At 69.6% G+C, this 26,027-nt stretch carries 19 protein-coding genes; 13 read left to right on the top strand and 6 right to left on the bottom strand.

Annotated features, from left to right (window positions below; genetic code table 11):
• The first annotated feature begins 149 nt into the window (after positions 1 to 149).
• From QFZ27_RS11670 to QFZ27_RS11650, 5 genes are all read left to right on the top strand, one after another.
• The gene (locus QFZ27_RS11670; RefSeq protein ID WP_429226537.1) at positions 150 to 1,922 is read left to right on the top strand and encodes an ABC transporter permease subunit; all 1,773 of its coding nucleotides are present in this window, start codon (positions 150 to 152) and stop codon (positions 1,920 to 1,922) included.
• Positions 1,919 to 2,923: an ABC transporter ATP-binding protein gene (locus tag QFZ27_RS11665; RefSeq protein ID WP_429226536.1), complete on the top strand. Its 1,005-nt coding sequence runs from the start codon at positions 1,919 to 1,921 to the stop codon at positions 2,921 to 2,923. The genes QFZ27_RS11670 and QFZ27_RS11665 overlap by 4 nt, the downstream gene beginning before the upstream one ends.
• Positions 2,920 to 3,948 carry an ABC transporter ATP-binding protein gene (locus QFZ27_RS11660; RefSeq protein ID WP_429226535.1) on the top strand — a complete coding sequence of 343 codons (1,029 nt, stop codon included), beginning with the start codon at positions 2,920 to 2,922 and terminating at the stop codon, positions 3,946 to 3,948. The genes QFZ27_RS11665 and QFZ27_RS11660 overlap by 4 nt, the downstream gene beginning before the upstream one ends.
• A complete protein-coding gene (locus QFZ27_RS11655; protein ID WP_429226534.1) occupies positions 3,938 to 5,458 on the top strand; it encodes a carboxypeptidase M32 in 1,521 nt (506 codons plus the stop codon). The genes QFZ27_RS11660 and QFZ27_RS11655 overlap by 11 nt, the downstream gene beginning before the upstream one ends.
• Positions 5,459 to 5,667: 209 nt before the next feature.
• A complete protein-coding gene (locus QFZ27_RS11650) occupies positions 5,668 to 5,847 on the top strand; it encodes a hypothetical protein (protein WP_429226533.1) in 180 nt (59 codons plus the stop codon).
• A 134-nt stretch (positions 5,848 to 5,981) separates the two neighbouring features.
• On the opposite strand, the gene QFZ27_RS11645 is transcribed toward QFZ27_RS11650, so the two are convergent.
• A complete protein-coding gene (locus QFZ27_RS11645) occupies positions 5,982 to 9,014 on the bottom strand; it encodes an alpha-mannosidase (protein WP_429226532.1) in 3,033 nt (1,010 codons plus the stop codon).
• A gap of 451 nt (positions 9,015 to 9,465) precedes the next feature.
• Between QFZ27_RS11645 and QFZ27_RS11640 the strand changes: the two genes are divergently transcribed.
• On the top strand, positions 9,466 to 10,797 hold the full coding sequence (locus QFZ27_RS11640) for a glycosyltransferase family 4 protein (RefSeq protein WP_429226531.1): 1,332 nt from the start codon (positions 9,466 to 9,468) through the stop codon (positions 10,795 to 10,797).
• 15 nt (positions 10,798 to 10,812) lie between these two features.
• Here QFZ27_RS11640 and QFZ27_RS11635 read toward each other — a convergent pair whose 3' ends face one another.
• From QFZ27_RS11635 to QFZ27_RS11625, 3 genes are read right to left on the bottom strand one after another with little or no spacing between them, the layout of a single operon-like run.
• Positions 10,813 to 11,622, bottom strand: a complete 810-nt coding sequence (locus QFZ27_RS11635; RefSeq protein WP_429226530.1) for an alpha/beta fold hydrolase — start codon at positions 11,620 to 11,622, stop codon at positions 10,813 to 10,815.
• Positions 11,623 to 11,647: 25 nt separating this feature from the next.
• Entirely contained in the window at positions 11,648 to 13,159 is a 1,512-nt protein-coding gene (locus QFZ27_RS11630; protein ID WP_429226529.1) for an LTA synthase family protein, read from the bottom strand.
• A gap of 25 nt (positions 13,160 to 13,184) precedes the next feature.
• Complete coding sequence (locus QFZ27_RS11625; RefSeq protein WP_429226528.1) at positions 13,185 to 14,375, bottom strand: polysaccharide biosynthesis/export family protein; 1,191 nt, start codon at positions 14,373 to 14,375, stop codon at positions 13,185 to 13,187.
• A gap of 309 nt (positions 14,376 to 14,684) precedes the next feature.
• On the opposite strand from QFZ27_RS11625, the gene QFZ27_RS11620 reads away from it, so the two are divergent.
• From QFZ27_RS11620 to QFZ27_RS11590, 7 genes are all read left to right on the top strand, one after another.
• Positions 14,685 to 16,091, top strand: a complete 1,407-nt coding sequence (locus QFZ27_RS11620) for a glycosyltransferase family 4 protein (protein ID WP_429226527.1) — start codon at positions 14,685 to 14,687, stop codon at positions 16,089 to 16,091.
• A 121-nt stretch (positions 16,092 to 16,212) separates the two neighbouring features.
• Complete coding sequence (locus QFZ27_RS11615) at positions 16,213 to 17,730, top strand: KpsE/RkpR family capsule polysaccharide export protein (RefSeq protein WP_429226525.1); 1,518 nt, start codon at positions 16,213 to 16,215, stop codon at positions 17,728 to 17,730.
• Between the two features lie 48 nt (positions 17,731 to 17,778).
• On the top strand, positions 17,779 to 18,585 hold the full coding sequence (locus tag QFZ27_RS11610) for an ABC transporter permease (RefSeq protein WP_429226524.1): 807 nt from the start codon (positions 17,779 to 17,781) through the stop codon (positions 18,583 to 18,585).
• A complete protein-coding gene (locus QFZ27_RS11605) occupies positions 18,582 to 19,313 on the top strand; it encodes an ABC transporter ATP-binding protein (RefSeq protein ID WP_429226523.1) in 732 nt (243 codons plus the stop codon). Before QFZ27_RS11610 ends, QFZ27_RS11605 begins: the two co-directional genes overlap by 4 nt.
• A 111-nt stretch (positions 19,314 to 19,424) precedes the next feature.
• Positions 19,425 to 19,700 carry an HU family DNA-binding protein gene (locus QFZ27_RS11600; protein ID WP_429226522.1) on the top strand — a complete coding sequence of 92 codons (276 nt, stop codon included), beginning with the start codon at positions 19,425 to 19,427 and terminating at the stop codon, positions 19,698 to 19,700.
• 169 nt (positions 19,701 to 19,869) lie between these two features.
• The gene (locus tag QFZ27_RS11595) at positions 19,870 to 21,387 is read left to right on the top strand and encodes a phosphomannomutase/phosphoglucomutase (RefSeq protein WP_429226521.1); all 1,518 of its coding nucleotides are present in this window, start codon (positions 19,870 to 19,872) and stop codon (positions 21,385 to 21,387) included.
• 28 nt (positions 21,388 to 21,415) lie between these two features.
• The gene (locus QFZ27_RS11590) at positions 21,416 to 22,630 is read left to right on the top strand and encodes an AGE family epimerase/isomerase (RefSeq protein WP_429226520.1); all 1,215 of its coding nucleotides are present in this window, start codon (positions 21,416 to 21,418) and stop codon (positions 22,628 to 22,630) included.
• A gap of 161 nt (positions 22,631 to 22,791) precedes the next feature.
• Here QFZ27_RS11590 and QFZ27_RS11585 read toward each other — a convergent pair whose 3' ends face one another.
• Positions 22,792 to 23,088, bottom strand: coding sequence for a hypothetical protein (locus tag QFZ27_RS11585; protein ID WP_429226519.1), 297 nt, complete (start codon positions 23,086 to 23,088; stop codon positions 22,792 to 22,794).
• A gap of 53 nt (positions 23,089 to 23,141) precedes the next feature.
• The gene (locus QFZ27_RS11580) at positions 23,142 to 25,742 is read right to left on the bottom strand and encodes a glycosyltransferase family 4 protein (RefSeq protein ID WP_429226517.1); all 2,601 of its coding nucleotides are present in this window, start codon (positions 25,740 to 25,742) and stop codon (positions 23,142 to 23,144) included.
• Positions 25,743 to 26,027: the final 285 nt, after the last annotated feature.

Genomic DNA, 26,027 nt, shown 5'->3' with positions numbered 1-26,027 from the left:
GAGGCGACCCGACCCCGCCCGGTTGAGTTTACGCCGCCTCTCTTCGTTCGACACCCCCTCCCCCTTCCCCCTCCCGCGGGGGTAGGGGGAGAGTGGAAGGCAACGGCCGGCCGGAGCGGTCGGATTCCGCCGAAGCAAGGGGCGCGCCGGTGAACCTGAACCACGTGGCCAAGCGGCTGATCCAGCTGGTCCCGACGCTGTTCTTCGTCCTGGTGGTGATCTTCGTGCTGGTCCGGCTGCTGCCGGGCGACCCGACCAGCGCCATGCTGGGCGACCGCGCCACCGATGCCGACGTGGCGCGGCTGAATGCCCAGCTCGGCCTCGACCGGTCGATCCCGGCGCAGTTCCTGCTGTTCCTGCAGCGCATCGTCCAGGGCGATCTCGGCATCTCGATCCATCTCAAGGTGCCGGTGATGCGCCTGATCCTGGAGAAGATGCCGGTGACCCTGGCGCTGACCGGCTTCGCCGCCCTTCTGGCCCTGCTGATGGCGGTGCCGCTGGCCTTCGTCGCGGCGATGCGGCGCGGGCGGGCGGCCGACACCGCGATCCGCGGCGCCTTCCAGATCGGGCTGTCGATGCCGATCTTCTATCTCGGCCTGGTGCTGCTGACCGTGTTCGCTGCCGGGCTGCGCTGGTTCCCGGTCGGCGGCTATGGAGACGACTGGGCCGACCGCGCCTGGCACCTGTTCCTGCCGGCCCTGACCCTGGCGCTGAGCCTGTCCGCCGTGCTGATGCGCAACCTGCGCGCCCTCGATCATCGAGGTGCTGGGCGCCGAATATGTCGACTTCGCCCGGTCCAAGGGCCTGGCACCGCGGCTGGTGCTGGGCCGGCACGTGCTGCGCAACGCCCTGATCTCGACCGTCACCCTGTTCGGCCTGTCGGTCGGCACACTGATCGGCGGCGCCGTGATCACCGAGACGGTGTTCGCCATCCCCGGCGCCGGCCGGCTGATGATCGACAGCATCTATGGCCGCGACTATCCCGTGGTGCAGGGGCTGACCCTGGCGATGGCGGTGCTGGTGTCGCTGGTGTTTCTGGCGACCGACCTGGTGCAGGCCGCGCTCGACCCGCGGGTGAAGGCGTGACCGCGGTCGGCCTCGCCCCGGCCCGCACCCGGCGGCGCCCCTCCGCCGCCCTGGTCGCCGGCCTCGTCATCCTCGGCGCCAGCCTGGTCCTGGCCATCGCGCCGAGCCTCGTGGCGCCCTACGACCCGGCCGCCTTCGACTACCGCGCCCTGCTGCAGCCGCCGAGCTGGGCCCATCCTTTCGGCACCGACAATTTCGGCCGCGATATCCTCAGCCGGGTGATCTGGGCCTATCGCGTCGACATGCAGATCGCGCTGTTCGCCACCCTGTTCCCGGTGGTGTTCGGCACTGCGGTCGGTGCGCTGGTCGGCTATCACGGCGGGATCTGGGAGCCGATCTTCGGCCGCATCGTTGACGTGGTCATCACCTTTCCCTTCCTGGTGCTGGTGATCGCCATCGTCGCCGTGCTGGGGCCCGGGCTGTTCAATATGTACATCGCGGTCAGCGCCGTCGGCTGGGTGTTCTACGCCCGGCTGATCGCCGCCGAGATCAAGGTGCAGAACCGGCTGGACTATGCCGACGCCGGCCGGGTGATGGGGTATGGCGACGCCCGCATCATCCTGCGCCATCTGCTACCCAACACCGTCGCGCCGGTGCTGGTGTACTGGATGACCGACATGGCGCTGGCGATCCTGCTCGGCGCCAGCCTGGGCTATCTCGGCCTCGGCGCCCAGCCGCCGACGGCGGAATGGGGACTGCTGATCGCCGACGGCAAGAACTTCATGTCGCAGGCCTGGTGGATCACCATCTTCCCCGGCATCGCCATCGTCGTCACCGGCTTCGGCTTAAGCCTTCTGGGCGACGGCGTCGCCGACCTGCTGCGGCCCGAATCATGAGCGAGACGGTCCTGTCGATCCGCGGCCTGACCGCGACGTTCCCAGTCAGTGGGGGCCCGGCCGGCGGGGCCGAGGCCGCGGCAGTGGCCGGCGTCGACCTGGACCTGCGCGCCGGCGAGGTGCTGGGGCTGGTCGGCGAATCCGGCTCGGGCAAGAGCGTCACGCTGCGCGCTGTGCTGGGGCTGGTGCGGCCGCCCGGCCGGGTCGGCGGCCAGGTGCTGTGGCAGGGACGCGACCTGATGGCGCTGCCGGAGGCGGCGCTACGCCGGGTCCGCGGCGGCGAGATCGCCATGATCTTCCAGGAGCCGATGACGGCGCTGAACCCGGTGCTGCCGATCGGGCTGCAGATCGACGAGAGCCTGCGGACGCACACCGATCTCGGCCGCCGGGCGCGGCGCGACCGGGGGCGCGAGCTGTTGGACCTCGTCGGCATCCCGGCCGCCGCCCGGCGGCTCGACGACTATCCGCACCAGTTCTCCGGCGGCATGCGACAGCGGGCGATGATCGCGATCGCGCTGGCGTCCGAGCCGAAGCTGCTGCTGGCGGACGAGCCGACCACGGCGCTGGACGTCACCATCCAGGACCAGATCCTGACCCTGCTGCTGCAGCTGCGCGACCGCCTTGGCATGAGCGTGATCCTGGTGACCCACGATCTCGGCGTGGTGGCGCAGAGCTGCGACCGCATGGCGGTGATGTATGCCGGCCGGGTGGTGGAGACCGGGCCGGTCGCCGCCGTCTTCGACCGGCCGCGCCATGCCTACACGCTCGGCCTGCTGAATTCGGTGCCGCGCGGCGGCGGGCCGCGGCTGCCGCTGCGGTCGATCGAGGGCGCGCCGCCGCCCCTGACCGAGCGGCCGCCCGGCTGCGCCTTCGCCCCGCGCTGCGCCTTCGCCACACCGCGCTGCCGGGCCGAGCGGCCGGCGCTGCAGCCCGTGGGTCCGGACGCCGCCGTGGCCTGCTTCGAGAGCGCGCGCGTCGCCGCCGCCAGGGATGCCGCATGAGCGCGCCGATCCTGGAGATCGCCGGGCTGACCAAGCGCTTCCGGCTGGAGCGCACGGTGGCCGATGCGCTGCGCCGCCGCCCCCACCCCGCCGTGCACGCCCTGAACGGCATCGACCTGTCGGTCAAGCGCGGCGAGACGCTGGGCATCGTCGGCGAATCCGGCAGCGGCAAGTCGACCCTGGCCCGCTGCATCGTCCGGCTGATCGAGCCGGACGAGGGCACCCTGCGCTATGACGGCGTCGACATCCGGAGCCTGGAGGGGGCGGCGCGCCGCGCCTTCAATCGCCGGGTGCAGATGGTGTTCCAGGACCCGCGTGGATCGCTGAACCCGCGCATGACGGTGCGCCAGACCCTGGCCGAGGCGCTGTCGGTCCACCGCATGCGCCCGAAAGCGCGGATCCCGGCCCGCATCGCCGAGCTTTTGGACCTGGTGCGGCTGCCGCGCGAGGCCGCCGACCGCTACCCGCATGAATTCTCCGGCGGCCAGCGCCAGCGCATCGGCATCGCCCGGGCGCTGTCGGTGGAACCGGAATGCCTGATCGCCGACGAGCTGGTCTCCGCCCTCGACGTCTCGGTCCAGGCCCAGGTGGTGAACCTGCTGCTGGAGCTGCAGCAGCGGCTGGGCCTGACCGTGCTGTTCGTGGCGCATGATCTTCGCCTGGTCCGGCACCTGTCGCACCGGGTGGCGGTGATGTATCTCGGCGGCATCGTCGAGACCGGAGAGACCGAAGCGCTGTTCGCGGCGCCGCAGCACCCCTACACCCAGGCGCTGCTGGCTGCGGCCCCCGATCTCGACCCCGCCCGGCGCCACCGTGTCCCGGCGGCGCGCGGGGAGCTGCCCAGCCCGGTCGACATGCCCACCGGCTGCCCGTTCCATCCGCGCTGCCCGCACGCCTTCGACCGCTGCCGGATGGAGGCACCGCTGCCGCGCCCGACCGAGACCGGCAGCGCCGCCTGCCACCTGCTGGACCGGGCGCCCGCCGCCGCGCCGCTGCCGCACAAGGAAGCCGTCCATGGGCTATGACCGCTTCGCCGAGGAATCCGGCCGGCTGAACGACGTGCTGAACGCCGTCAACCTGCTGGTCTGGGACGCCCGCACCCAGATGCCGGCCGGCGGCACCGCGGCGCGCGGCCGGCAGATCGCCACGCTGACGGCGCTGGCCCGGCAGATCGCGACCGGCCCGGCCATGCGCGACGCCCTCGCGGCCGCCCGCGACGAGGTGGCCGGCGAACCCGGGGACAGCCGGCGCCGCCGCGCCGTGGCCGCGATGCAGGAGGGCGTCGCCGCGCTGGACCGCATCCCCGAGCCGCTGCTGCACGAGGCGGCGCTGCTGAAGACCGAGGCGCAGGCGGCCTGGGCCGCGGCGCGGGCGCGCTCGGACTTCCCGGCCTTCCGGCCGTATCTCGAGCGCAGCTTCGCCCTGCAGCGCCGGATCGCCGACGCGCTGGGCTGGTCCGACCATCCCTATGACGCGCTGGTGGCGCAATACGAGCCGGGCATGACCCTGGCCCGGCTGCGCCCGCTCTTCGCCACGCTGCGGGACCGGCTGGTGCCGCTGATGCAGCGGGTGCTGGACCGGCCGCCGCCGCGGCGCGACTTCCTGGACCGCGACTATCCGGTGGATCGGCAGAAGGCCTTTGCGCGGGTGCTGACCGAGCGGGTCGGCTTCGACTACGGCCATGGCCGGCTGGACGAGACGGTGCACCCGTTCGAGATCTCCTTCACCCGCGACGATGTCCGCATCACCGCGCGCTATCGCCCGAATTACCTGCCGGCCGGGCTGTTCGCGGCGCTGCACGAGGCCGGGCATGGGATGTACGAGCAGGGCATCGATCCGGAGATCGGCCGGTCGGCGCTGGCGACCGACATCGTCAACCTCTACGCCGTCGGCGGCGCCAGCTTCGGGATGCACGAGTCGCAGTCGCGGCTGCTGGAGAACCGGGTCGGCCGGTCGCGGCGCTTCTGGGAGCTGAATTTCGGCCTGCTGCGCGACGCCTTCCCGGAACAGCTGGCCGATGTCTCGGCCACGGAGTTCTGGCGCGCCGTCAACCTGATCCGGCCCGGGCTGATCCGGGTCGAGGCGGACGAGCTGACCTACGATTTGCACATCATGCTGCGGGTCGAGCTGGAGGCGGCGGTGATCGCCGGCGACCTCGCCGTCGCCGACCTGCCGGCCGCCTGGGCCGAGCGGATGCGGGCCGATCTCGGCCTCGAGGTGCCGGACGATGCAAGCGGCGTGCTGCAGGACGTGCACTGGTCGACCGGCTATGTCGGGTCCTTCCCGACCTACACGCTGGGCAACGTCATGGCGTCGCAGCTGTTCGCGGCGGCGGAGCGGGACCCGGCTGTGGCGGCTGGGCTGGAGGCCGGCGACTATGCGCCGCTGCGGCTGTGGCTGAACCAGGCGGTCCACCGCCACGGCCGGTCGCGCACGCCGGAGGAGATCCTGCAGGCCGCCACCGGGCGCAGCCTCGATCCCGGCCCGTACCTCGCCTATCTCGAGAGCAAGTACCCGATCGCCGATGCGGCCTGAGGGCCCGGGAGAAGAGAGCCCGGCCCGAAGCGTGGTGGGGGAAGCTCCGGACCGGGCCGGGCGCCGTGATCGACGGGGCACCTGGAGATCAGCTTGAACCGAAGCGAGCCGGCCAGCCAGGGTTGCCGCCCCCCCTATTTTACGGCCGTCGAGCGCGGAACCACGGTGCCGCTGCTGCCGTTTCGTTAAGGCACAGCGTGGAGGCCAGCATGACGACGCCCCGCAAGCCCATCGACGAGCAGCCGAAGGACAAGAAGACCGCCAGCCGCAAAGTCGACGAAGCTTCGGCCGAGAGCATGGATGCGAGCGACCCGCCATCCTTCAACCCCGGCACCGCCGGTGCGGGCGAGGACCGGCGTTCGGCGGAGAAGGTGAAGGAGCGGCGCTGAGCCGCCTTGCCGATCCGTAAGTGGACAGGCGCGGCCGGCCGTGGCCGGATCATGGTCGCGCCGCCCGTCAGCAGCCGGCGCCGTGCCCGGCCCGGCCTCCCCCAAGGACATGACCCGGGCCGGGCGCTCTTTCTTCAGCGCCCCGGCCGCAGTAGCCAGCTGCGCAGTTCGAACGGCTCCAGGTCGTGGGCCCGGTCCCGCTCCGCGCGTTCCTCCAGCAGCGACACCGCCTCGCCCAGGCGCCAGCCCTCCGGCACGGTGATCGACAGCGGTCCGCGCGCCCCGGCCGGCTCGTAGAGGCGCAGCACGAGCCCGTCGCCCTCCTCCGCCGGCTTCAGCGCAGCGAGCCCGGCCTTGATGCCAGAGACCATCAGCGGCGTGCGCAGCCCGGCGGCGAGGTTGCGCGCCGGCAGTGCCAGCAGCTTCTGGTTCAGATCCTCCGCCGCCTCGCGCACCCCGCCCTCGTGCCAGTCGCCCGCATGCGGCAGGATCGCATAGGTGAACTCCTGCACGCCCTCATCGGCCAGCGGGTCGGGGTAGATCGGCGCCCGCACCAGGCTGAGGCCAAGCACATTGCCGAGCGCGCTGTGGCCGTACTTCCCGTCATTCAGCAGGGCGACGCCGAAGCCCGGCTCCGACAGGTCGGCGAAGCGGTGGCCCGGCACCTCGAACCTGGCCTGGTCCCAGGAGGTGTTGCGATGGGTCGGCCGGCGCACCACGCCGAAGGCGCATTCGAAGCTCGCCGTCTCCGCCCGCACCGCCACCGGCACCAGCGCGCGCAGCAGCACCCGCCGGTCGTGCCAGTCGAGCCGGGTGTGGATGTCGAGCCGCGGGGAGTTGGCCCACAGCGTCAGGGTCTGGGTGACAGTGGAGTCGCGGTAGCGGCGGACCAGCCGCAGCGCCGCCCGGTCCGGCCCGTCCTCGACCAGCTCCGATGATTCCAGCCCGGTCAGCTCGAAGCCCTGCCGGTCGTAATCGGCCTCGATGTCCCAGGCGTCCCAGCTGCGCGGCTTGTCGGCCGCATAGAGCCAGAGCTGGTTGCCGCGCCCGGCCAGCGCGTCGCGGCCGGTCGGCTTGTGCAGGAGGCGGGTGATGGTGCCGTCGGCGCCGATCTCGGCCCGCAAGAACCGGTTTTCGAGATGGCTGCCCGCGGTCGACCACCCCGCCGACAGACCCGGCGCCGGGGCCAGCGCCGCCCGGTCGAGCACGACGATGCCGAGCGGCGGCACGGTCAGGTCGGGTGCTATGGCCTGGCCGTCCAGCTCCAGCCGTAGCGGGCGTGGCGACAGGTCGGGGTTCACCACCACCAGCGCGTCTTCGGTACCGCCTGCTGGCAGGGCCGCGGCGATCGCCGCCATCGCCTCGGCCTGCCGATCCAGCCCCGCGTCGCGCGCCGCCGCCAGCTCGCGCTCCGCATCCTCATAGACCTCGCGGATGCTCGATCCGGGCAGGATGTCGTGGAACTGGTTCTTCAGCAGGCCGCGCCAGGCCGGCTCCTGGCTGCCGAAGGTGGGGCCGCCGAGCAGCGTCGCCAGGCTGCCGGCGACCTCGGCCGTGATCAGCGCCCGCTCGGCCTGGCGGTTCAGGCGCTTGGTGCGGCCTTGGCTGGTCAGGGTGCCGCGGTGCAGCTCGAGGTAGATCTCGCCCAGCCAGACCGGCAGCTCCGCCGCGCGCTCACGGATGCGGCCGAAGAATTCCTCCACCCGGGCCGGGCGCAGCTCCGGCAGCGCCGGGAAATCGGCCAGTTGCTCCTGGCGCTCCAGCATCTCCGGCGTCACCCCGCCGCCGCCATCGCCGAAGCCGACCGCGAGCAGACTTTCGTCATGCGCCGTCTTGCCCCGGAAGTTGCGCCAGGTCGGCAGCACGCAATCGGCCCGGATGGTGCCGTTGTAGCCCTGGATCGGGTTGTCGAAGGTGTGGGCCAGGACCCGGCTGCCGTCGAGGCCTTCCCACTGGAACAGGTCGTAGGGGAAGCGGTTGGTCTCCGACCAGTTCACCTTGATGGTGAAGAAGCTGTCCATGCCGCCCTGGCGCAGGATCTGCGGCAGTGCGGGCGAGAAGCCGAAGCAGTCGGGCAGCCAGCAGACGGTATGGCGCCGGCCGAAGCTGCGCTCGAAATAGCGCTGGCCGTACAGCGCCTGGCGCACCAGGCTCTCGCCGGTCGGCATGTTGGTGTCGGGTTCGACCCACAGCCCGCCGATCGTCTCCCACCGCCCTTCCGCCGCCCGCCCGCGGACCTGGGCGAAGAGATCCGGGTCGTCGGCCTCGACCTGGGCGTAATAGGCCGCTGTCGACTGGTTGAAGACGAAGCCGGGGAATTGCTCCATCAGCCGCAGCGCGGTGTTGAAGGTGCGGCGGGCCTTGCGCCTTGTCTCGGCATAGGGCCACAGCCAGGCCAGGTCGATATGGGCGTGGCCGGTGATCGCCAGGCGACCCTGCGGCGGGAAGCGCTCCTTCAGCCCGCGCAGCGCCGCCACCAGCCCGTCATGGGCCGCGACGCACGAGGCCCGCTCTGCCTCGCCCAGCGCCGGCGGCTGCGGGTCGAGCGGCGGCAGGCGCCAGATCGCCTGCTGCTGCGGCAAGGGTGCGGTGCGGGCGAGATAGGCGCCGGTGGCCGATGGCCAGTCGAGCGCCCGCAACGCCGCCTCGGCCGCCGAAAGCAGATGCGGCACCGCCTCGTGCTCCTCCAGCGCCAGCGCCGTTTCCCACACCTGGCGCAGCAGCAGCGCCAGGCGGTGCACCGCCGGGTCGATCCAGACCAGCCGGGCCTCGGCCAGGCGGGGGTGAAACACCGGCTGGCCGAAGGGCAGGCGCGGCACGCTTTCGGTCTCGATCCGGATCCGGCGGCCGCGCAGCGGGAATTCGCGGTGATTCACATCGAGGCCGAAGCGGGTCGATCCGGCGTCGTCCTCATGCAGCGTCAGCAGGCTTTCGCCACCGACATCAAGATGAAGCCTGGTCTCATCCAGCGGCCAGGCGGCCGGAACCTCGGCCACGGCGGAGAAGGCGAGAACGCCTTCCCGGTGCGGCCAGGGGTCGCCGAGCGACAATGGACGGCCGTCGCAGCGCCATTCCCCGATCGGCTCGTTCGCGCGCTCGCGCCAGCACAGGATCTCGGCGATGCGGGCGTCCAGGCGGTGCAGGCGCTGGGCGATGGACAGGCTCATTCCGATCTCTCCGATGGGGCAAGGACGGGACGGCGATGCCGCCTGCGGGATCTGGGGAGACGCGATTCGCCTCCTAGTTAGCGCATTCTGCCGCCGCAAGCACGGGGGCCGCGATCAAATCGGCCGCGCGTCAAGCCTCACCGGAGGGGTTCGGTTCGCTTGGATTTTACAGATTTTAATCCTCATCTTAGCGATTGTTTTGCAATGCAAAAAAGATTTCCTGTTTCCCTGGGACTGATGATAGCTTACCCGGAGTTGGTTTCGGGTTCATGCACAGGCGGTCGTCGTAACACCGTCGCGCCGCCGGAGAGGATCCCACGATCCGGATGCCGGCGGGCCAGGGGGAACGCAACGTCCCGGAAGGTTTCGGTTCGGACGATGCGCCCACCCCTGATGACCGCGCCGCCGGGCTCCGGCGGGCGGACGACAGCTTGGATGAGGAGCAGGCGTTATGGCCCAGGACCAGATCCTGTTCGACGCGACCCGGCTGGTGCGCCGATCCGGCAGCGCCACGCCGACCGGCGTCGACCGGGTCGAGCTGACCTATGGCCGGCATATGCTGGAACGCTACCCGGGCGACGTCCAGTTCATCGCCCGCTGGCGCTCGCGCTATTGGCAGCTCTCGACCCCCGCCTTCGCCCAGTTCATCGCCAGCCGGCTCGAGCGCTGGAGCTTCGGCGCCCACCGCATCCGCGGCAGCGAGGCGGACCGGATCGCGCGTTTCATCGGGGTGCCGGCGGAGCAGTTCAGCAACGGCCACATGGCGGTCACGACGGCCCCTGCGCCGCGGCCGTCGGCGCCCCTGCTGCAGTTCGGCATGGACGCCCTGCTCGGCGCCCGCGGGCTGCTGTCGCGCATGATCAGCATCAGCGCCCGGCGGCAGCAGGCGATCTACGTCAACGTCTCGCATGAGGGGCTGCACCAGCCGGCGACGCTGCAGCGCCTGGTGGCGCGCCGCAAGCTGGCGCCGATCTACCTGGTGCACGACCTGATCCCGATCGACCATCCGGAATATGTCCGCCCCGGCTATGCCGCGCGGCACGTCGCCCGGATCGAGGCGATCTCGACCACCGCCGCCGCCACCATCGTCAACTCGCAGCAGACCAAGCGCGACCTGCTGAAGCATGTCGAGCGCCACCACGGCGGGATGGACGGCGTCTTCGTCGCGCCGCTCGGGGTCGACCGCCGCTTCGCGCCGCAGAAGGTCAACGACTTGGAGAGCGAGCCCTATTTCCTGATCATCGGCACGATCGAGCCGCGCAAGAACCACCTGTTCATGCTGCAGGTCTGGCGCGCTTTGGTGCAGAAGCTGGGCGCGGCCGCGCCGAAGCTGGTGATCGTCGGCCGCCGCGGCTGGGAGAACGAGAACGTCATCGACATGATCGAGCGCTGCGACCAGATCTCGGACCATGTCATCGAATGCGGCCGGGTGCCCGACGCGGTGCTGCACCGCCTGATGATCGGCGCCCGCGGCGTGCTGTTCCCGTCCTTCGCCGAAGGCTACGGCCTGCCGCTGGTCGAAGGCCTGTCCTGCTCGGTGCCGGTGATCTGCTCCGACCTGCCGGTGTTCCACGAACTGGGCAACAACATCCCGGAATATCTCGATCCGCTGGACGGCCCCGGCTGGATGGAGATGATCATGGAATACGCCAAGCCGAACTCGCCGCGCCGGCAGGCGCAGATGGCGCGGCTGGCCCGCTTCAAGGCGCCGACCTGGGATAAGCACTTCAACATCTTCGACGACGTCGTCGAAGATGTGCGCCGGAAATACGCCATCTGCTGAGAGACCAACGGGCGGTCACATCCCCCGGAACAGGGCCGCGACGACCGCCTCGGGCGCGTCTTCCTGCATGAGATGGCCTGACTCGGGCACGCGGGTCAACGCGCCGCCGGTCAGCTTCGCCGCCAGGCGCTCGCCCTGGGCGATCGGGATCCAGGCATCCTCCTCGCCCCACAGGATCTCGACCGGCCAGTCCATCGGGCCGTAGGACGGCTCGATCTCCTCGAGATAGCGGTCGTGCATCTGTGCGATCTGGCGGTAGAAGGCCGGGCGCCCCACCTCGCCCTGCCAGGGCCGCATGTGGATCGCCATCGCCTCCTCGGTCAGCGGATTGCGCGCCGCGCCCTGGATATAGACCCGCAGCAGGGCGTCATGGGCATAGTCCGGCAGCCCGGCGAAGGCGGACTCATGCGCGGCGACGTGGCGGAAGAAGGGTGAGCCGGAGGGCGGCAGCGCCACCGGATCGACCAGGGTAAGCCGCCGGTAGCGGCAGCCTTCGAGATAATGGGCCCGCAGCGCGGTCATGCCGCCGAAATCATGGGCCAGCACCTCCGGCTGCTCCAGCCCCCATTCGCGCAGCAGGGCGGCGAACAGCACGGTCTGCACCGCCGGGGACACGTCCTGACCATCGCGCTGCTCCGACTGGCCATAGCCCAGCAGGTCGAAGACATGGACCCGCCGCAGGGTGGCGGCCAGCGGCGCGATCCGGCGCCAGACCTGGGACGAAAACGGCGTCCCATGCAGCAGGACGAGCGGCGGCCCGTCGCCGAACGTGCCCCAGGCCACGCTCTGGCCATGGAAGGTAAAGCGCCGATCGAGGGTCAGCATGGGCAATCCCTGAAGCAGCTTTCCCCTATGACGGACCGGGCCTGCTCTCGGTTCCCCGCAGGTCCGCATCGACGGCGCCCGTGGCCAGCCAGGAGCGGATGAAGCGGTTGATCCGCTCCGGCCGCCATTGCACCGCATCGGTGCTTGCCGGCAGAGGCGCGGCGCGGCCGCAGTCCAGGATCATGAAGTCGGTGCGCCGCTCGCGCTCCGGATCGACCTCCTTCAGCACTGGCGCGTGGTCGCCGTAGAAGGCCAGCAGCACCCGCTCCGCCGCCGCGTCGAAATGAGCCGCGAGGCGGGCCAGCATCGCATCGGCGTGACCGATATGGTGCAGGTATTGCTGCAGCGGCTCATCCTGGCCCGGCACCCGGCCCGGACGGAAGGGATCGTGCGCCTCCATGGTGACGCAGACCAGGAACAGCCTGACCCCGTCGTCCCGCGCCCGCCGCAGCTCCTGCTCGATCACCCCGGCCACCGCGGCGTCGGAGATGTAGTAGCCGCAGCGCTCGGCATCCGGCAGGTCTCGCTGGCCGATGAAGCGCTCGAAGCCCAGCGCCGGAATCGCCTCGCGCCGGCGGAAGAAGCGCTCGTCATAGGGGTGCAGGAACACGGTGCGCCAGCCCTGGTCGCGCAGCGCCGTCGCCAGCGAGGCCGGGGCGAAGCGCCGCGGCCGCAGATAGGGGTGGAGCCCGTCGAAGGACTGCTCCGCCGCGCCGAGGCCGGTGATCGCCGAAATCTCCGGCCGCAGCGTGTAGGCGCCGAAGCACGGCACCTCGAGCAGGCCGTGCACCGCCGCGCGCGACCTGAGCCGGTCGAACTCCGGCAGTGCCGTCGTGATGCCGATGCGGCGCAGATCCATGAAGGATTCGGACTGCACCACCACGACGGCGTCGACATCCTCGCGCAGGCTGTTCGCCGGTGGTGCGGGCAGCGGCCGGCGGCCCTCGCCGCGCCAGCGCAGCCAGGCGGTCGGCAGCGACAGGGCCAGACCGAAGCGCCGCACCGTGTCGCGCGGGTCGCAGGGCTCGGCGAAGGTCAAGGCCTGCGGCCAGGGAACGGCGACGGCCGCGAAGCCGAGCAGCGCCGCCTCGGCGGCCAGCAGCGCCAGCTGCGCGGGCATGGGGATGCTGCGCGGCTCGATGCCGACCCAGGCAGCGATCACCGCGACCAGCAGCGCGGCGCCGCCGATCAGGGCCAGGCCCTCCCGCCGTTCGATGTAGAACAGGCTCGGGTGCCGCAGCATCGGCAGGATGAAGGCGAAGTCCGAGAACACCAGCGGCTCGTACAGGCTGCGCCGCTTGGCGTTCGAGATCGCGACCAGGATGGCGAGGGTGACCAGGCTGGCCACCAGCGCGAACCAGAAGCGGCCGAACAGGCCGAACCAGGCGCCGAGCAGCAGCAGGAAGACGACCGCCCGGCCGGGGATGGCGGCGCGGCTGCCGCCGAACATGCCCCGCCGCGGCCGGGCCAGGGCGTCCACCGCCTCCCAGGCGACGGCGGCCCCGGCCAGGCCGATCAGCTCGAGCACGACCGGCATGGCGCCGCCTCCCCCGTGGCGGCGATCAGCCGCCCGACACCACCGTCGTCGCCGGAGTGCCGACCGAGATCGCGCCGCGCACCACCGACAGGAACTTCAGGAACTCGACCGAGGACGCGGTGCCGACATAGATCAGGTCGCGGGGGCGCACCGGGAACTGCTGGGCATAGAAGAAGCCCCGCGGATCCTCGAAGCTGAGCCGATAGACCACCGGCACCGGCTGCCGCGAGGCGAGCAGCGGCGAGGTCGGCCGCATCGACTGGAACACCGGTCGCGATTCGAAGCGGAAGATGAAGACGGCGCTGGCATCGGCGGCGTTCGGCGCCAGCCCGCCGGACCGTCCCACCGCCTGGGCCAGAGTGAACGGGTCCTGGTCGATCGGCAGCTCGCCCGAGCTGCTGACCGCGCCCAGCGCCGTGTAGGTCTGCGGCCGGCGGGTGACGTAGATGGTGTCGTCCGGCTGGATGTAGATGTTCTCGGTCGGGTTCTGCAGGATGGTGGGCAGGCCGACCGTTTCCGAGACCCCCGCCCGGGTCAGGGTGATGAAGGTCTCGGCCGGCTGCGACCGGATGCCGCCACCCTGGGCGACGACATCGAGCAGCCTTTCACCCCGGATGTTGAGCGGCACCCGCGCAGCGCCGGTCTGGTCGCCCAGCACCGAGGCCGAGGAGGAGCTCGATTCCGGCACCGTGACGATCACCTGTGGCTGGCTGGCCTGGCTGGTCAGCGACTTCTCGATCGCGGCCGCGACCTGGGTCGGGGTGCGGCCGACCGCGCGGATCGGCGTCGCCGCATAGGGCACCGAGATGTTGCCGCGCTGGTCGACGACCTGGGGCGGCAAGGTGATGCTGTGCGCGCCGTCGGCGCCAGTCGGGGCCACGGCGCCGCCGCCGCCGGCGGCGAACAGACCGGTGCCCGCCTCCCAGATCGACACCGAGACGGTGTCGCCGACGCCGATCTGCTGCGACGGTGCCGGCGCGTAGTCGCCGAAGCGCTGCATCAGGCTGGGCCGCGGGGCCCGGCTGAACGCCGCGATCGTGGTCTCGTTGAGATCGACGATGGCGTAGCGGGTGTCGACCTCCTTGGCCAGCTCCGCCGCCGACGCCTTCTCGCCCGACGCCAGGATCTGGCCGGCCAGGGGACCGTTGCTCGGCAGCTCGCCACAGGCGGGGAGCGCGAGAACGGCGGGAACGAGCCAAGCCAGGCGCCAGGTCATGGATACGTCGTCTCTCAGCTGTGCGCCGTGGCGCGAATGCTTGGGTGCATACCAGATTTCGAACGCAATAGCCAATGGTACATGCACTCACTTTTTCACATTCGAGTCTCGAAACCAAGGCGCTGCGCGGCATCCAGGAATGCGAACCTCAAATTTTGGTTTCCGTGGACGACTTTAGGTTTTATATCTATAGCGGCACGCCAAATCTCTGATAGCGGTGCAGACACAGCTGTGTTCCGATGCAGTGCACCGCCATCGAGGCATGCCGAAGCCTTCGCTTCGAACTGCCGGACAGCACAGGACCACGCCGTGACGCAGACGATCATGATCGACGGCTACAATCTCGGCCTCGAAACCGGCACCGGGGTGGCCACCTATGCCCGGAACCTGAGCTACGAGCTGCACAATCTCGGCTACCGCACCGAGGTGCTGTATGGCGGCAGGGCAGCGCCGAGCACCCAGCAGCTGCTGCGCGAGATCGCCTTCTTCGACCCCACCAATGTCGGCGAGGCGCCGCGCTGGCTGGAGTTCCTGCGCTACGTCAACGAGCTGATCCACTCGCCGGCGGGGGTGCGGGCCAAGCCGGTGCCGATCACCGGCAAGGTGATCGCCAGGACCTACCGGTCGCGGATGCCGTACTATGACCAGATCAGCTCGGTGCCGGACTTATGGAGCCGCTCCTACCGGCACTTCGCCATCTACCGCAACCGGATGACGGTGACGCTGCGCGACACGCCGCAGCTGATGCACTGGACCTATCCGCTGCCGCTGCGCATGGCCGGAGCCCGCAACATCTACACCATCCACGACCTGGTGCCGCTGCGGCTGCCCTACACCACGCTCGACAACAAGCGCCGCTACCACCGGCTGACCCGGATGCTGCTGCGCAAGGCCGACCACATCGTCACGGTATCGGAAACCTCGAAGCGCGACATCGTCGACCTGTTCGGCTACCCGGAGGAGCGCATCACCAACACCTACCAGGCGGTCGACATCCCGGCGAAATACGCCGAGAAGCCGGAGGAGGCAGTTAAGCGCGAGGTCGAGGGCACCTTCAACCTGACCTACAAGGGCTACCTGCTGTATTTCGGCGCGATCGAGCCGAAAAAGAACATCGGCCGGCTGATCGAGAGCTACCTCGCCAGCCAGATCAAGACGCCGCTGGTGATCATCGGCAAGCTGGCCTGGAAGACCGACCAGGAGCTGAAGCTGCTGAATGATTCGACCATCCGCTACCTGGAGCAGGTCGACACCCTGACCTTCACCCGCAACCGGGTGCTGCGCATCGACTACGCCCCCTTCCCGCTGCTGGTCAGTCTGATCCGCGGCGCCAAGGCGGTGACCTTCCCGTCGCTGTACGAAGGCTTCGGCCTGCCGGTCCTGGAGGCGATGAGCCTGGGCACGCCGGTGCTGGCCTCGACCGAAGGCGCGTTGCCGGAGGTCGCGGGCGATGCGGCGCTGCTGGTCGACCCCTACGACACCTACGCGCTGGCAGACGCGATCCGGGCGCTAGACAGCAGCGCCGAGCTGCGCGGCGATCTGGCGCAGCGCGGCGCCCGCCAGGCCGCCCTGTATTCGCCGGAGCGCTACCGTGCCCGGCTGGGCGAAATGTACCGCCGGCTGCTGCCGGCCGGGTCGCGGGCGCAGGCCGCGGCGGAAGCGTCGGCCGCGACCGCGACGCCGGTTTTAGCGGATGCAGAACAAAGGTTTCGCTAAAGAATCCGGAACACCGCAAAAGGTTTGGTGGTTTCGCAGGTTTCCTCGATGCCTTCCATCTGCTATGCTGCGGTGCAGCGAACGGAAGCGCAGCCGCCCCGACTCTCGTGAGAGGTAAGGCTTGGGCAAGACACCGGACAATCCCTCGGAAGATCTCTCCGAAAAGCTGGACCAGCAGGCATCCGTCCCGGAATCCCAGGACGAACGGGCGTCGCGCCGGACCATCGCCGAACTGCGCGCCGCCCGGGCCCGGATGGCGGCCCGTCGCGGCGGCGACGCCGTCCAGGACGAGGCGGAGCCGGCGGCCGAGACCGCTCCGGCCGAGGCTGTTGCACCAGCAGACCCCAAGATCACCTCGCTGCCCAGCCGCCGGCGGCCGGCCGACGATCTGGTGACCGGCTTCCATGACGTGCCGACGGTGCGGCCGGCGCCGCCGCCTGCGGCCCGGCGCACGCCGCTTGAGCGCCGCTTCGACAGCCAGACCGAGACGCTGCGGCTGCCCAACCGCAAGGCCAGGCTGTCGGCCGGGTTCTGGCTGTCGCTGCTGCTGATGGTGGTGCTGCCGACCGGGCTCGGCGCGGCCTACTACCTCTATGTAGCCGCCGACCAGTACGTGTCGGAGTTCCGCTTCGCGGTGAAGTCGTCGAACGCTTCGGCATCGTCGGCAACCACTGACCTGGTTGGTGCCGCGCTGGGCCAGTCGGCCCGGCTGTCGGCGTTCAGCGACAACTTCATCGTCGCCGACTACATCACCAGCCGCGAGGCGGTGGCGGACCTGATGAAGACCGTCGACCTGCGCGCGATCTACAGCAACAAGGACGCCGACTATCTGGCCCGGCTCGACCCCACCGTGCCGATCGAGAAGCTGGTGGAGTACTGGCAGAACCGGGTCGACGCCAGCTTCGACGTGTCGACCGGCATCTCGATCGTTCAGGTCCGGGCGTTCACGGCCGAGGAGTCGCTGCGCGTCGCCAAGGCGCTGATCGCCTCCAGCGAGGACCTGGTCAACCGCATCGCTGAACGCGCCCGAGAGGATTCGGTCCGCTTCGCCGAGCGCGACGTCAAGAATGCCGAGGACCGGCTGCGCGAGGTCACCGCCAAGCTGCGCCAGTTCCGCAACGTGCAGCAAAGCCCGGACCTGTCGACCAGCGCCTCCTCGACCCTGGGCCTGTCGCTGCAGCTGCGCACCAGCCTGGCGCAGATGGAGGCGCAGCTCACCTCGCTGTCGACCCACATGGCGCCGGACGCGCCGACCATGAAGGTGCTGAAGAACAACATCGCCGCGACCCGGGACCAGTTGAACAAGATCGAGGGCGAGCTCGGCGCCGGCAGCGCCCCCGGCGACGCCAACCCGTCCAAGGAGGGCTACGCCGCGACGCTGTCGGATTACGAGGACATCCGGCTGGAGCTGCAATTCGCGCAGCAAAGCTATCAGAACATGCTGACGGCGCTGGATCAGGTGCGCAGCAGCGCGATGTCCGACCGCACCTATCTGATGCCCTATGTCGAGCCGCAGCTGGCCGAGTACGCGCTGTATCCGGAACGGGTCGAGGACGTGCTGATCGTGTTCCTGATCGCCTTCGTGGCCTGGGCCATCACCATGCTCACGGTGCACTCCGTGCGCGACCACATGATCTGAGGCGGACAGCATGACGCCGATGATCGCCCGCCCGTCCGGAGCCGCGCCATGACCGCGCTGGCGCGGCCCCGCTTCGGCACGGCCCTGGCGGTCCAGGTCCGGGTCGTGGTGTCGCTGATGCTGCGCGAGATGCGGATGCATGCCAAGCATTCGCGCCTCAGCTACCTGCTCGAGATGCTCGAGCCGATGCTGCAGCTGTCGATGATGATGGCGGTGTTCTCCGCCATCGGCCGGCAGGCGGATTTCGGCACCAGCATGCTGCTGTTCCTCGGCACCGGCATGATCCCGTACTTCGTCTTCATGCACATCTCGTCCAAGGCGATGACGGCGCTGCGCGGCGGCGGGCTGAGCAAGGGCGTGCCGCTGGTGAAGCCGCTGGACCTGCTGGTGGCCCGCGCCCTTCTGGAGACGCTGCAGCTCGCGGTGGTGGCGATCCTGCTGTTCAGCTTCATCCACATCGTCATGGGGGTGCCGGAGGCGGCGCCGATCCAGCCGCTGAAGGTGGTCTCCGCCTTCCTGGTGATCACGGCCACGGCCATCGGCGTCGGCATCGTCAACGGCGTGATCGGCGCCTTCTTCCGGCTGTGGGCGGTGGTCTATGGCGTGTTCGGCCGGTCGCTGCTGTTCCTCAGCGCCGTGTTCTACGTGCCCGACTACATGCCGACCCAGATCCGCGACTGGCTGGTCTGGAACCCGGTGCTGCACGGCGTGGAATGGTTCCGCACCGGCTTCTACCTGACCTATCCGACGGAGTGCCTCGACAAGACCTATCTGATGTCCTGGGCGCTGGGCTCGATCTTCCTCGGCCTGATCCTGGAGCGGGCGTCGCGCCGCCGCCGGATGGCCGCGAAATGATCGTGCTGGATCGCGTCACCAAGCGCTACAAGTCGCATGGCAGCGGCCACAGCAAGCTGGTCCTGGACGAGTTGAGCGCGGTGTTCGAGCCGGGCAGGACCGTCGGCATCCTGGGCCGGCGCGGCGCCGGCAAATCGACCCTGATCCGGCTGATCGCCGGGTCGGTCCCCCCGGATTCCGGCCGGGTGCTGCGCCAGGGGCGGGTGTCGTTCCTGGTCGGCACCGCCGGCCCCTTCGTCAGCACCATGACCGGGCGCGAGAATGTCTGGTTCACCGCCCGCATCTACGGCGCCGATGCCCGAGAGGTGATCCGCTTCGTCGAGGCGCATAGCGGCATCGGCACCGATTTCGACAAGCCGTTCTCGGCCTATACCGGCGACAAGCGCAGCCGCCTTCTGTTCACCACCGCCTACGCCCTGCCCTTCGACATCTATCTCGCCGACGAATCGGTGATCGGCGGGCCGCCTGGCTTCCGCGACTGGTGCGAGCGCCTGGTCGACGCCCGGCGGCGCGAGGCGACGCTGGTCTTCACCACCAAGCGGCCGCGGATGCTGCGCCGTTTCGCCGACACCGGCGCGATCCTGTCCGACGCCCGGCTGACCACCTACGATTCGGTGCGCGACACCATCCTGGCGTTCAAGGCCGACGACTTCGCCGCGGATGACGAGCCGCCGATCGAATTCGACGAGGAGGACGAGGATGACGAGCTGCCCGCGCCGCTCCCCTGACCTCCGCCCGTCCGCCCCGACATGCTCGTCCGAGCATGCGCCACGGGCATGGGGCCGTCCCCATGCCTTCCACCGGGTGCTCGGCACCCATTGTCACCTAGAGGAATGTCGATGAACACCTCGGAGCTGATCGAACAGCTGGCCCAGGACCACAAGCTGTCGCGCGTGAAGGCCAAGCGCATCCTCACCAGCATCTTCCAGGCGATCACCGAATCGGCCGCGCGGGGTGACCAGGTCTCGATCTCGGGATTCGGCCGCTTCAAGGTCGCGATCCGGCCGGAGCGCGAGGGCCGCAACCCGACCACCGGTGCGCCGATCACCATCGCCGCCTCGAAGAAGGTGGTGTTCAGCCCGTCCAAGCCGGTGCGCGAAGCCCTTAGCTCTTAGCACTTCGAACCGGGACCCGGCCTTCCCGCCGGGTCCCGGCTGAAAACACACGACAATCGATCCGGTGCGAGGGCGCTGCCGCCTTCGCCGTTGCCGCCGGCCAGGACCCACCCGGTCGGCGATCGGACGTTCTATGCCTGCCCCCTCCTGCCGCCCCGAGGATCTCCCGATGCTGCCCAAGCCCTCCGCGTCGCTGGTTCCGAACACCTACGCCTTCGAGACCACGCCGCTGGTCAAGCCGACCGGCTTCCGCGAATACGACGCCCGCTGGTGGTTCGGACATCCCGGCTCGGACAAGCCGCCGGAGCTGAACCTGATGGGCGTGCAGGCGCTGGGGCTGGGGCTCGGCACCTATCTGCACGAGGCCGGGGTCAAGCCCGAGGTCGTGGTCGGCCATGATTTCCGCAGCTATTCGATGGCCATCAAGATCGCCCTGGCGCAAGGGCTGATGACCGCCGGCTGCACCGTGCACGACATCGGGCTGGCGGTTTCGCCGATGGCCTATTTCGCCCAGTTCGCGCTGGACGTCCCGGCCGTCGCGATGGTCACCGCCTCGCACAACGACAATGGCTGGACCGGGGTGAAGATGGGCTGCAGCCGCCCGGTCACCTTCGGGCCGGAGGAGATGGGCCGGCTGCGCGACATCGTGCTGTCCGGCGCCTTCGAGCCGCGCACCGGCGGCGCCTACCGCTTCGTCGAGGGCTTTGCCGAGCAGTATGTACAGGAGCTGACCGAGGGCCGCAGGATCGAGCGCAAGCTGCGTGTCGTCGCCGCCTGCGGCAACGGCACCGCCGGCGCCTTCGCGCCGCGGGTGCTGGAGGCGATCGGCCTGGAGGTGATCCCGCTCGACGTCGAGCTGGACCACACCTTCCCGAACTACAACCCCAACCCCGAAGACATGGAGATGCTGCACGCCATCGCCGCCAAGGTGCGCGAGACCGGCGCCGATTTCGGCCTGGGCTTCGACGGCGACGGCGACCGCTGCGGCGTGGTGGACAACGAGGGCAACGAGATCTTCGCCGACAAGATCGGTGTGATGCTGGCACGCGACCTGTCGGCGCTGCATCCGGGCGCCCAGTTCGTGGTCGACGTCAAATCGACGGGGCTGTTCGCCGCCGACCCGGTGCTGCAGGCCCAGGGCGCCAAGACCGACTACTGGAAGACCGGTCATTCCTACATCAAGCGTAGGGTGCGCGACCTGAACGCCCTGGCCGGCTTCGAGAAATCCGGCCACTTCTTCTTCAACCCCCCGATCGGCCGCGGTTATGACGACGGGCTGGTCACCGCCATCGCCGTCTGCGAGATGATGGACCGCAACCCGGGCCGGAGCATGGCCGATCTCTATCGCGCCCTGCCGCAGACCTGGGGGTCACCCACCATGTCGCCGCATTGCGCCGACGAGGTGAAGTACGAGGTGGTCGAGCGGGTGGAGAAGCGCTTCCGCGAGATCGCCGCCAATGGCGGGCTGGGCGGCCACAGCATCGTCGACATGGTCACCGTCAACGGCATCCGGGTGACCACCGAGGATGGCACCTGGGGGCTGGTGCGCGCCTCCTCCAACAAGCCGGAGCTGGTGGTTGTGGTCGAGAGCCCGGTGTCGAAGGACCGGCTGCACGAGATGTTCAAGGCCGTCGACGGCGTCCTGCGTGAGAATCCCGAAGTTGGCGCCTACAATCAGACCATCTAATGATCAAGACCTGCCGCTGGAGCCGATGATGACCACCCCGACCGAGCAGATGGCCACCCTGCAAGGCCTGCGCGACCGGCTGATGACCTGGCTGACCACGCAGGCGCTGCCGATCTGGTGGGAGACCGGCGCCGACCGCGAGCGCGGCGGCTTCCACGAGCGGCTGAATCTCGACGGCAGCCCCTGCATCGAGCCGCGCCGCGCCCGGGTGCAGGCGCGGCAGGTCTTTACCTTCGCCGTCGCCGGCCGGCTCGGCTGGAGCGGCCCGTCGGCCCGAGCCGTCGAGCATGGCCTGGAATTCTTCCGCCGCGCCTATGAGCGGCCGGACGGCACCTTCCGCACCCTGGTCGGGCCGGACGGGGCGATGCTGGACGACAGCGTGGTGCTGTACGACCAGGCCTTCGCCCTGTTCGCGCTGGCCACCGCCAGCACCGTGGTCGCCGACCCGGCGCCGCTGGCCGCGGCGGCGACGCGGCTGCGGCACCGGCTGGAAGCGACGCTGAAGCATCCGCTGGGCGGCTTCGAGGAGGCGGCGCCGCGCAAGCTGCCGCTCTTGGCCAACCCGCATATGCATCTGTTCGAGGCGTCGCTGGCCTGGGTCGAGCTCGGCCAGGGACCCGACCAGGCGGCCTGGAATGCGCTGGCCGACGAGATCGCCGGGCTTGCCCTGTCGCATTTCATCGCCCCGAAGACGGGGTATCTGCGCGAGTTCTTCGACGGCGAGTGGCGGCCGGCGCCCGGGCGGGACGGCCGCATCGTCGAACCCGGGCACCTGTTCGAATGGGCCTGGCTGCTGGTGCGCTGGGGCACGCTGCGCGGCCGGCCGGACGCCGTCGCCGCCGCAAGGCGGATGGCCGAGGCGGCCGAGACCACCGGCGTCGACCCGGTGCGCAACGTCGCCGTCAACGCCATCCTGGATGACGGCGCGTCGGTCGATTCCGGCGCCCGGCTATGGCCGCAGACCGAGCGGATCAAGGCCGCGGTGGCACTGGCCGGCGCCGCCGAGACCGAGGCCGAGAAGGCGCTGTGGCGCGGCCGCATCGCCGCCGGCGTGACCGCGCTGTTCGGCTATTTCGACGTGCCGATGGCCGGGCTGTGGCGCGACAAGCTGCAGCCCGACAGCCGCTTCGTCGAGGAGCCGGCGCCGGCCAGCAGCTTCTACCACATCATCTGCGCCATCGAGGAGCTGGACAAAGCCTTCGCCGCCGGCGCCCTGGGGCCGGTGCCTTTGTCCGGCGCCTGAGGACGGGACAGCCCCAGCCCCCTCCTCTTGCCCGTCATCCCGCGCAAGCGGGACTCTTTACCCGGATGGCGTGACGGGATCCCGCTTCCGTGGGGATGACGAGGAGTTTTGAGGAAGGCACGCGGCGGCAGACGGTACCGCGATCGTATCCGCCTGCCGCGCTACTCCCCTTCCGGGGACGAGAACGCAGGCAGTCCGTGATATAGGGCCATATGCGCCCACAGCGCCAGCAGGCTGCAGAACAGTGCTGTCGAGCTGAACCACGGCCAGCCCCAGGCCGAGCCGGCGGCCAGGATGGCAATGATGGTACCGGCCCCCGGGACCAGCCCGAGCAGCGTCGCGACCGGCACCGCGGCGACGTCCGGGATGCCGGTCCAGGCAACCAGCCCGGACCAGATCACCACCGCCTGGAAGGTCGACAGCGCGGCATAGGCCGCGAGGATCAGGAAGGACATCATCCCGGGGCCGGCCCCTTCCCTCACAGGGAGAAGGAACCGGGGTGCCCGTCCCGTCAGCCCTGCCGCGCCAGCTGGTCGCGGATCCGGGTCGACAGGCCGCTCTGCCAGTCCTCGAAGCTGTAATCGGCGAAGATCCGGGCCTGGCCCTTGAGCGCCCGCGCCTTCGCCGCCTCGCGGTCGGTCAGGACGGCGCGCATCGCCGCCGCCGCCTGGTCGACCCGCGGGCTGCACCAATGGCCGACATAGGATTTGCTGCGCATCTGCTCCGGCGGCGTCGGCACCACGTCGACATCGATCAGGAACGCGTTGTCGGCCTCGCAGAAATCCGTGGTGCCGGAGTAATCGGAGACGATCACCGGCTTGCCCAGCATCATCGCGTCGGCGATGCCGTAGCCGAAGCCTTCGGCCCGGTGCAGGGCGACGAAGACGTCCGAGGAGTCGATCAGCGACCAGTATTCCGCATCGGTCAGGTTGCCCTCGACGATCTCGATCCGGCTGTCGCCGGTGATGCGCTCCTCCACCTCTTCCCAATAGCCGTCGAAATTGCTCCAGTGGCCGGGGTCGATCTCGCGCATCTTGAGCAGCAGCCGGACCTCCTCGTCACCCTCGGCGAAGGCCTGCTGGAAGGCCTTGACCACCGACAGCGGGTTCTTGCGCACGATCGAGGAGCCGAATTCGGCCAGGGACAGGAAGATCAGCTCGCTGGGGCTGCGCCGGAACCGGTCGAGGAACGGGCTGAACACCCGGGCCGGCGGATGGGCCAGGCCTTTGCGGATGTTGCTGATCGGGGTCGAGGTGATCTTGCGGTAGCCGTCGGCGACGAAGTCCGACGGCGCCCAGATCTCGTCCACCGCATTGGCGCCGAGCAGGTGGGTCTCCGGCGGCGTATCGGTCTCCCACAGGTAGAAGCCGATGATGTGCGCGTCCTCGCAGATCGAAGCGAAGCGGGCGATCATCTCCGGCGCCCGGTCGGCGTTGACGCAGAGCACCACCACCCGGGCGCGCAGGTTCATGTCCTCGCGGTACCGCCCCTCGGGATTGACGCACTGGCCGTCATCGGCGTTGAACACTAGCGGGTCGAAACCCGACAGCGCCTCGACGAACATGTTGAGGTTGCGGCCGAGGCCGGTGGCGTTGGCGTGGCCGATCACCACCAGGTCGATGCGCTCGATCGCCGGCTCGGCCTCGGGGGCCGAGGCCAGATCCTGTGCCACCGCCGAAATCGCGGCGAGCCGCGGCGAGCGGCTGTAGACCTGGTCGATCAGCTGGCGGCGCAGCACCTCCGGCCCGCGCTCGGCGATCAGCTCCTCCGGCACCGCGCGGCCGTTCAGGAGCGAGATCAGCGCCAGGTCGAAGCGGGTGAAGTGGCCCGCCACCTCCTGCGGCGTCGAGCCCCAGTAGGACATCCAGTTGCGCGGGTTGAACGAGCAGCGGTTCTGCTCGATCAGGTCGGCCAGCACCTCCTTGAACGACAGGGTCACGGCGTAGCCGGCCTCCATCATCTTGTGGGTGGTGCCCTCGTCCTCGTGCCGGAACAGCCAGTACCAGCTCCACGGCAGGGCCCGGCTGCGATAGGCGTCGACCACCGCGCTCAGCCGCTCCTTCAGCGCCTTGGAGATCAGCAGCTGGTTGTTCTTGTCGCTGATGAAGGGCGCGGTGGCGAACTTGTACTGGACCTTGCGCAGCCCTTCGTCACTGAAGATGTCGATGTGCTGGTAGTGCCGGCGCCAGAACGAGAACAGCGCCAGCGAGACGTCGTTCTTCAGGGCGCGCTTGTTGAACACGCCCTCGGACAGCGCCTCATGGATCTCGTTGGTCATGCAGAAGATGCTGCGCCGGTCGGCATATTCCATGACGTCGGAGATGATCCACTGCGCCGTGCCCTGGTAGCCGACCAGGTTCTTGGTGTCGCAGTCATACCGGTTCGCCATGTAGCGGACGAATTCCGGAATCCGGCCCTTGACCTTGTCGTCGCCCGCGGCGTCGAGCCGGGCCATGGTTTTCGGCAGGTGGCATTTGGCGGTGTAGCGCGCACCGAGATAGCCGGTGCGGTTGACCATGTCGGTCAGATGGTCGGCCAGCTCGTTCAGCGCGTCCGGGTCCTTCCAGAAGGACAGGGCGGTGAAGGCCGGGCCAGGCACCACCGTGCCGTCGAGCTCGAAGCCGAGCGACCGATGCCGGCCGTGCAGCCGGGTGGCGGCGAAGGCGATGCGGCCGGTGGACGGGTCGGTCCGCGCATCGAAGATCCGGCGGCCGTCGACCACCAGGCCGAGATCGACCGGCTGGGACGGGTCGAGCTGGTTGATGCCCCAGAGATGGAGCATGCCGTCCTCGACGAAGACGCCGCCGATCGCCGCCTGGTCCAGCGGCGACAGCACGTGATTGTGCTGGGAGAGGCAAAGCGCCGCAGCCGCCTTGGTCGCGGCCACGGGGTCGAAATCCTCCTCCGAATCCCGGGCCACGCTGTACAGCCGGTCGAGCAGGGTGGTGCGCCGGGCCTGCGGCGCCCCGGCCGCGCCATCGCGCGACTCCGCCGACCGGGCGTTGACCCCGTCCCAATCGGCGGCGTCGATCAGATCCTGCAGCTCATTGGGATCGATCGCCGAGCCCGGGGCATCAGGAATCACAGCTGCGACCAAGGCTTGAATCTTCATTGCCGACGATCCTTCGACCGAGGAAACCTGGGATTCGAACGGGCGACTGGACGCGCCGTTCGAAATCGAAGACTATGCTGCAGCGCACCTAAATTCAAATCATAACGACGCGAAATCTGATTTCGCGTCCTTCCAGTGGCGGAAACCCCATCCCATCCAACGCCGGAGAATGGTTCCGCAGGGCCCTTCCATCATAATATCCTATGACGCCATCTCGGGGCGGCATCAGGCAATCCGGAACCGCGGAAGTTTTCGAGGGTTTTGATGGGTTTGTGAGTGTTGAAT

Source organism: Inquilinus ginsengisoli (genome assembly GCF_050434925.1).
In the GTDB taxonomy this organism is placed as follows: Bacteria; Pseudomonadota; Alphaproteobacteria; order DSM-16000; family Inquilinaceae; genus Inquilinus; species Inquilinus ginsengisoli_B.
This window is presented reverse-complemented; position numbering and strand designations above follow the sequence as displayed.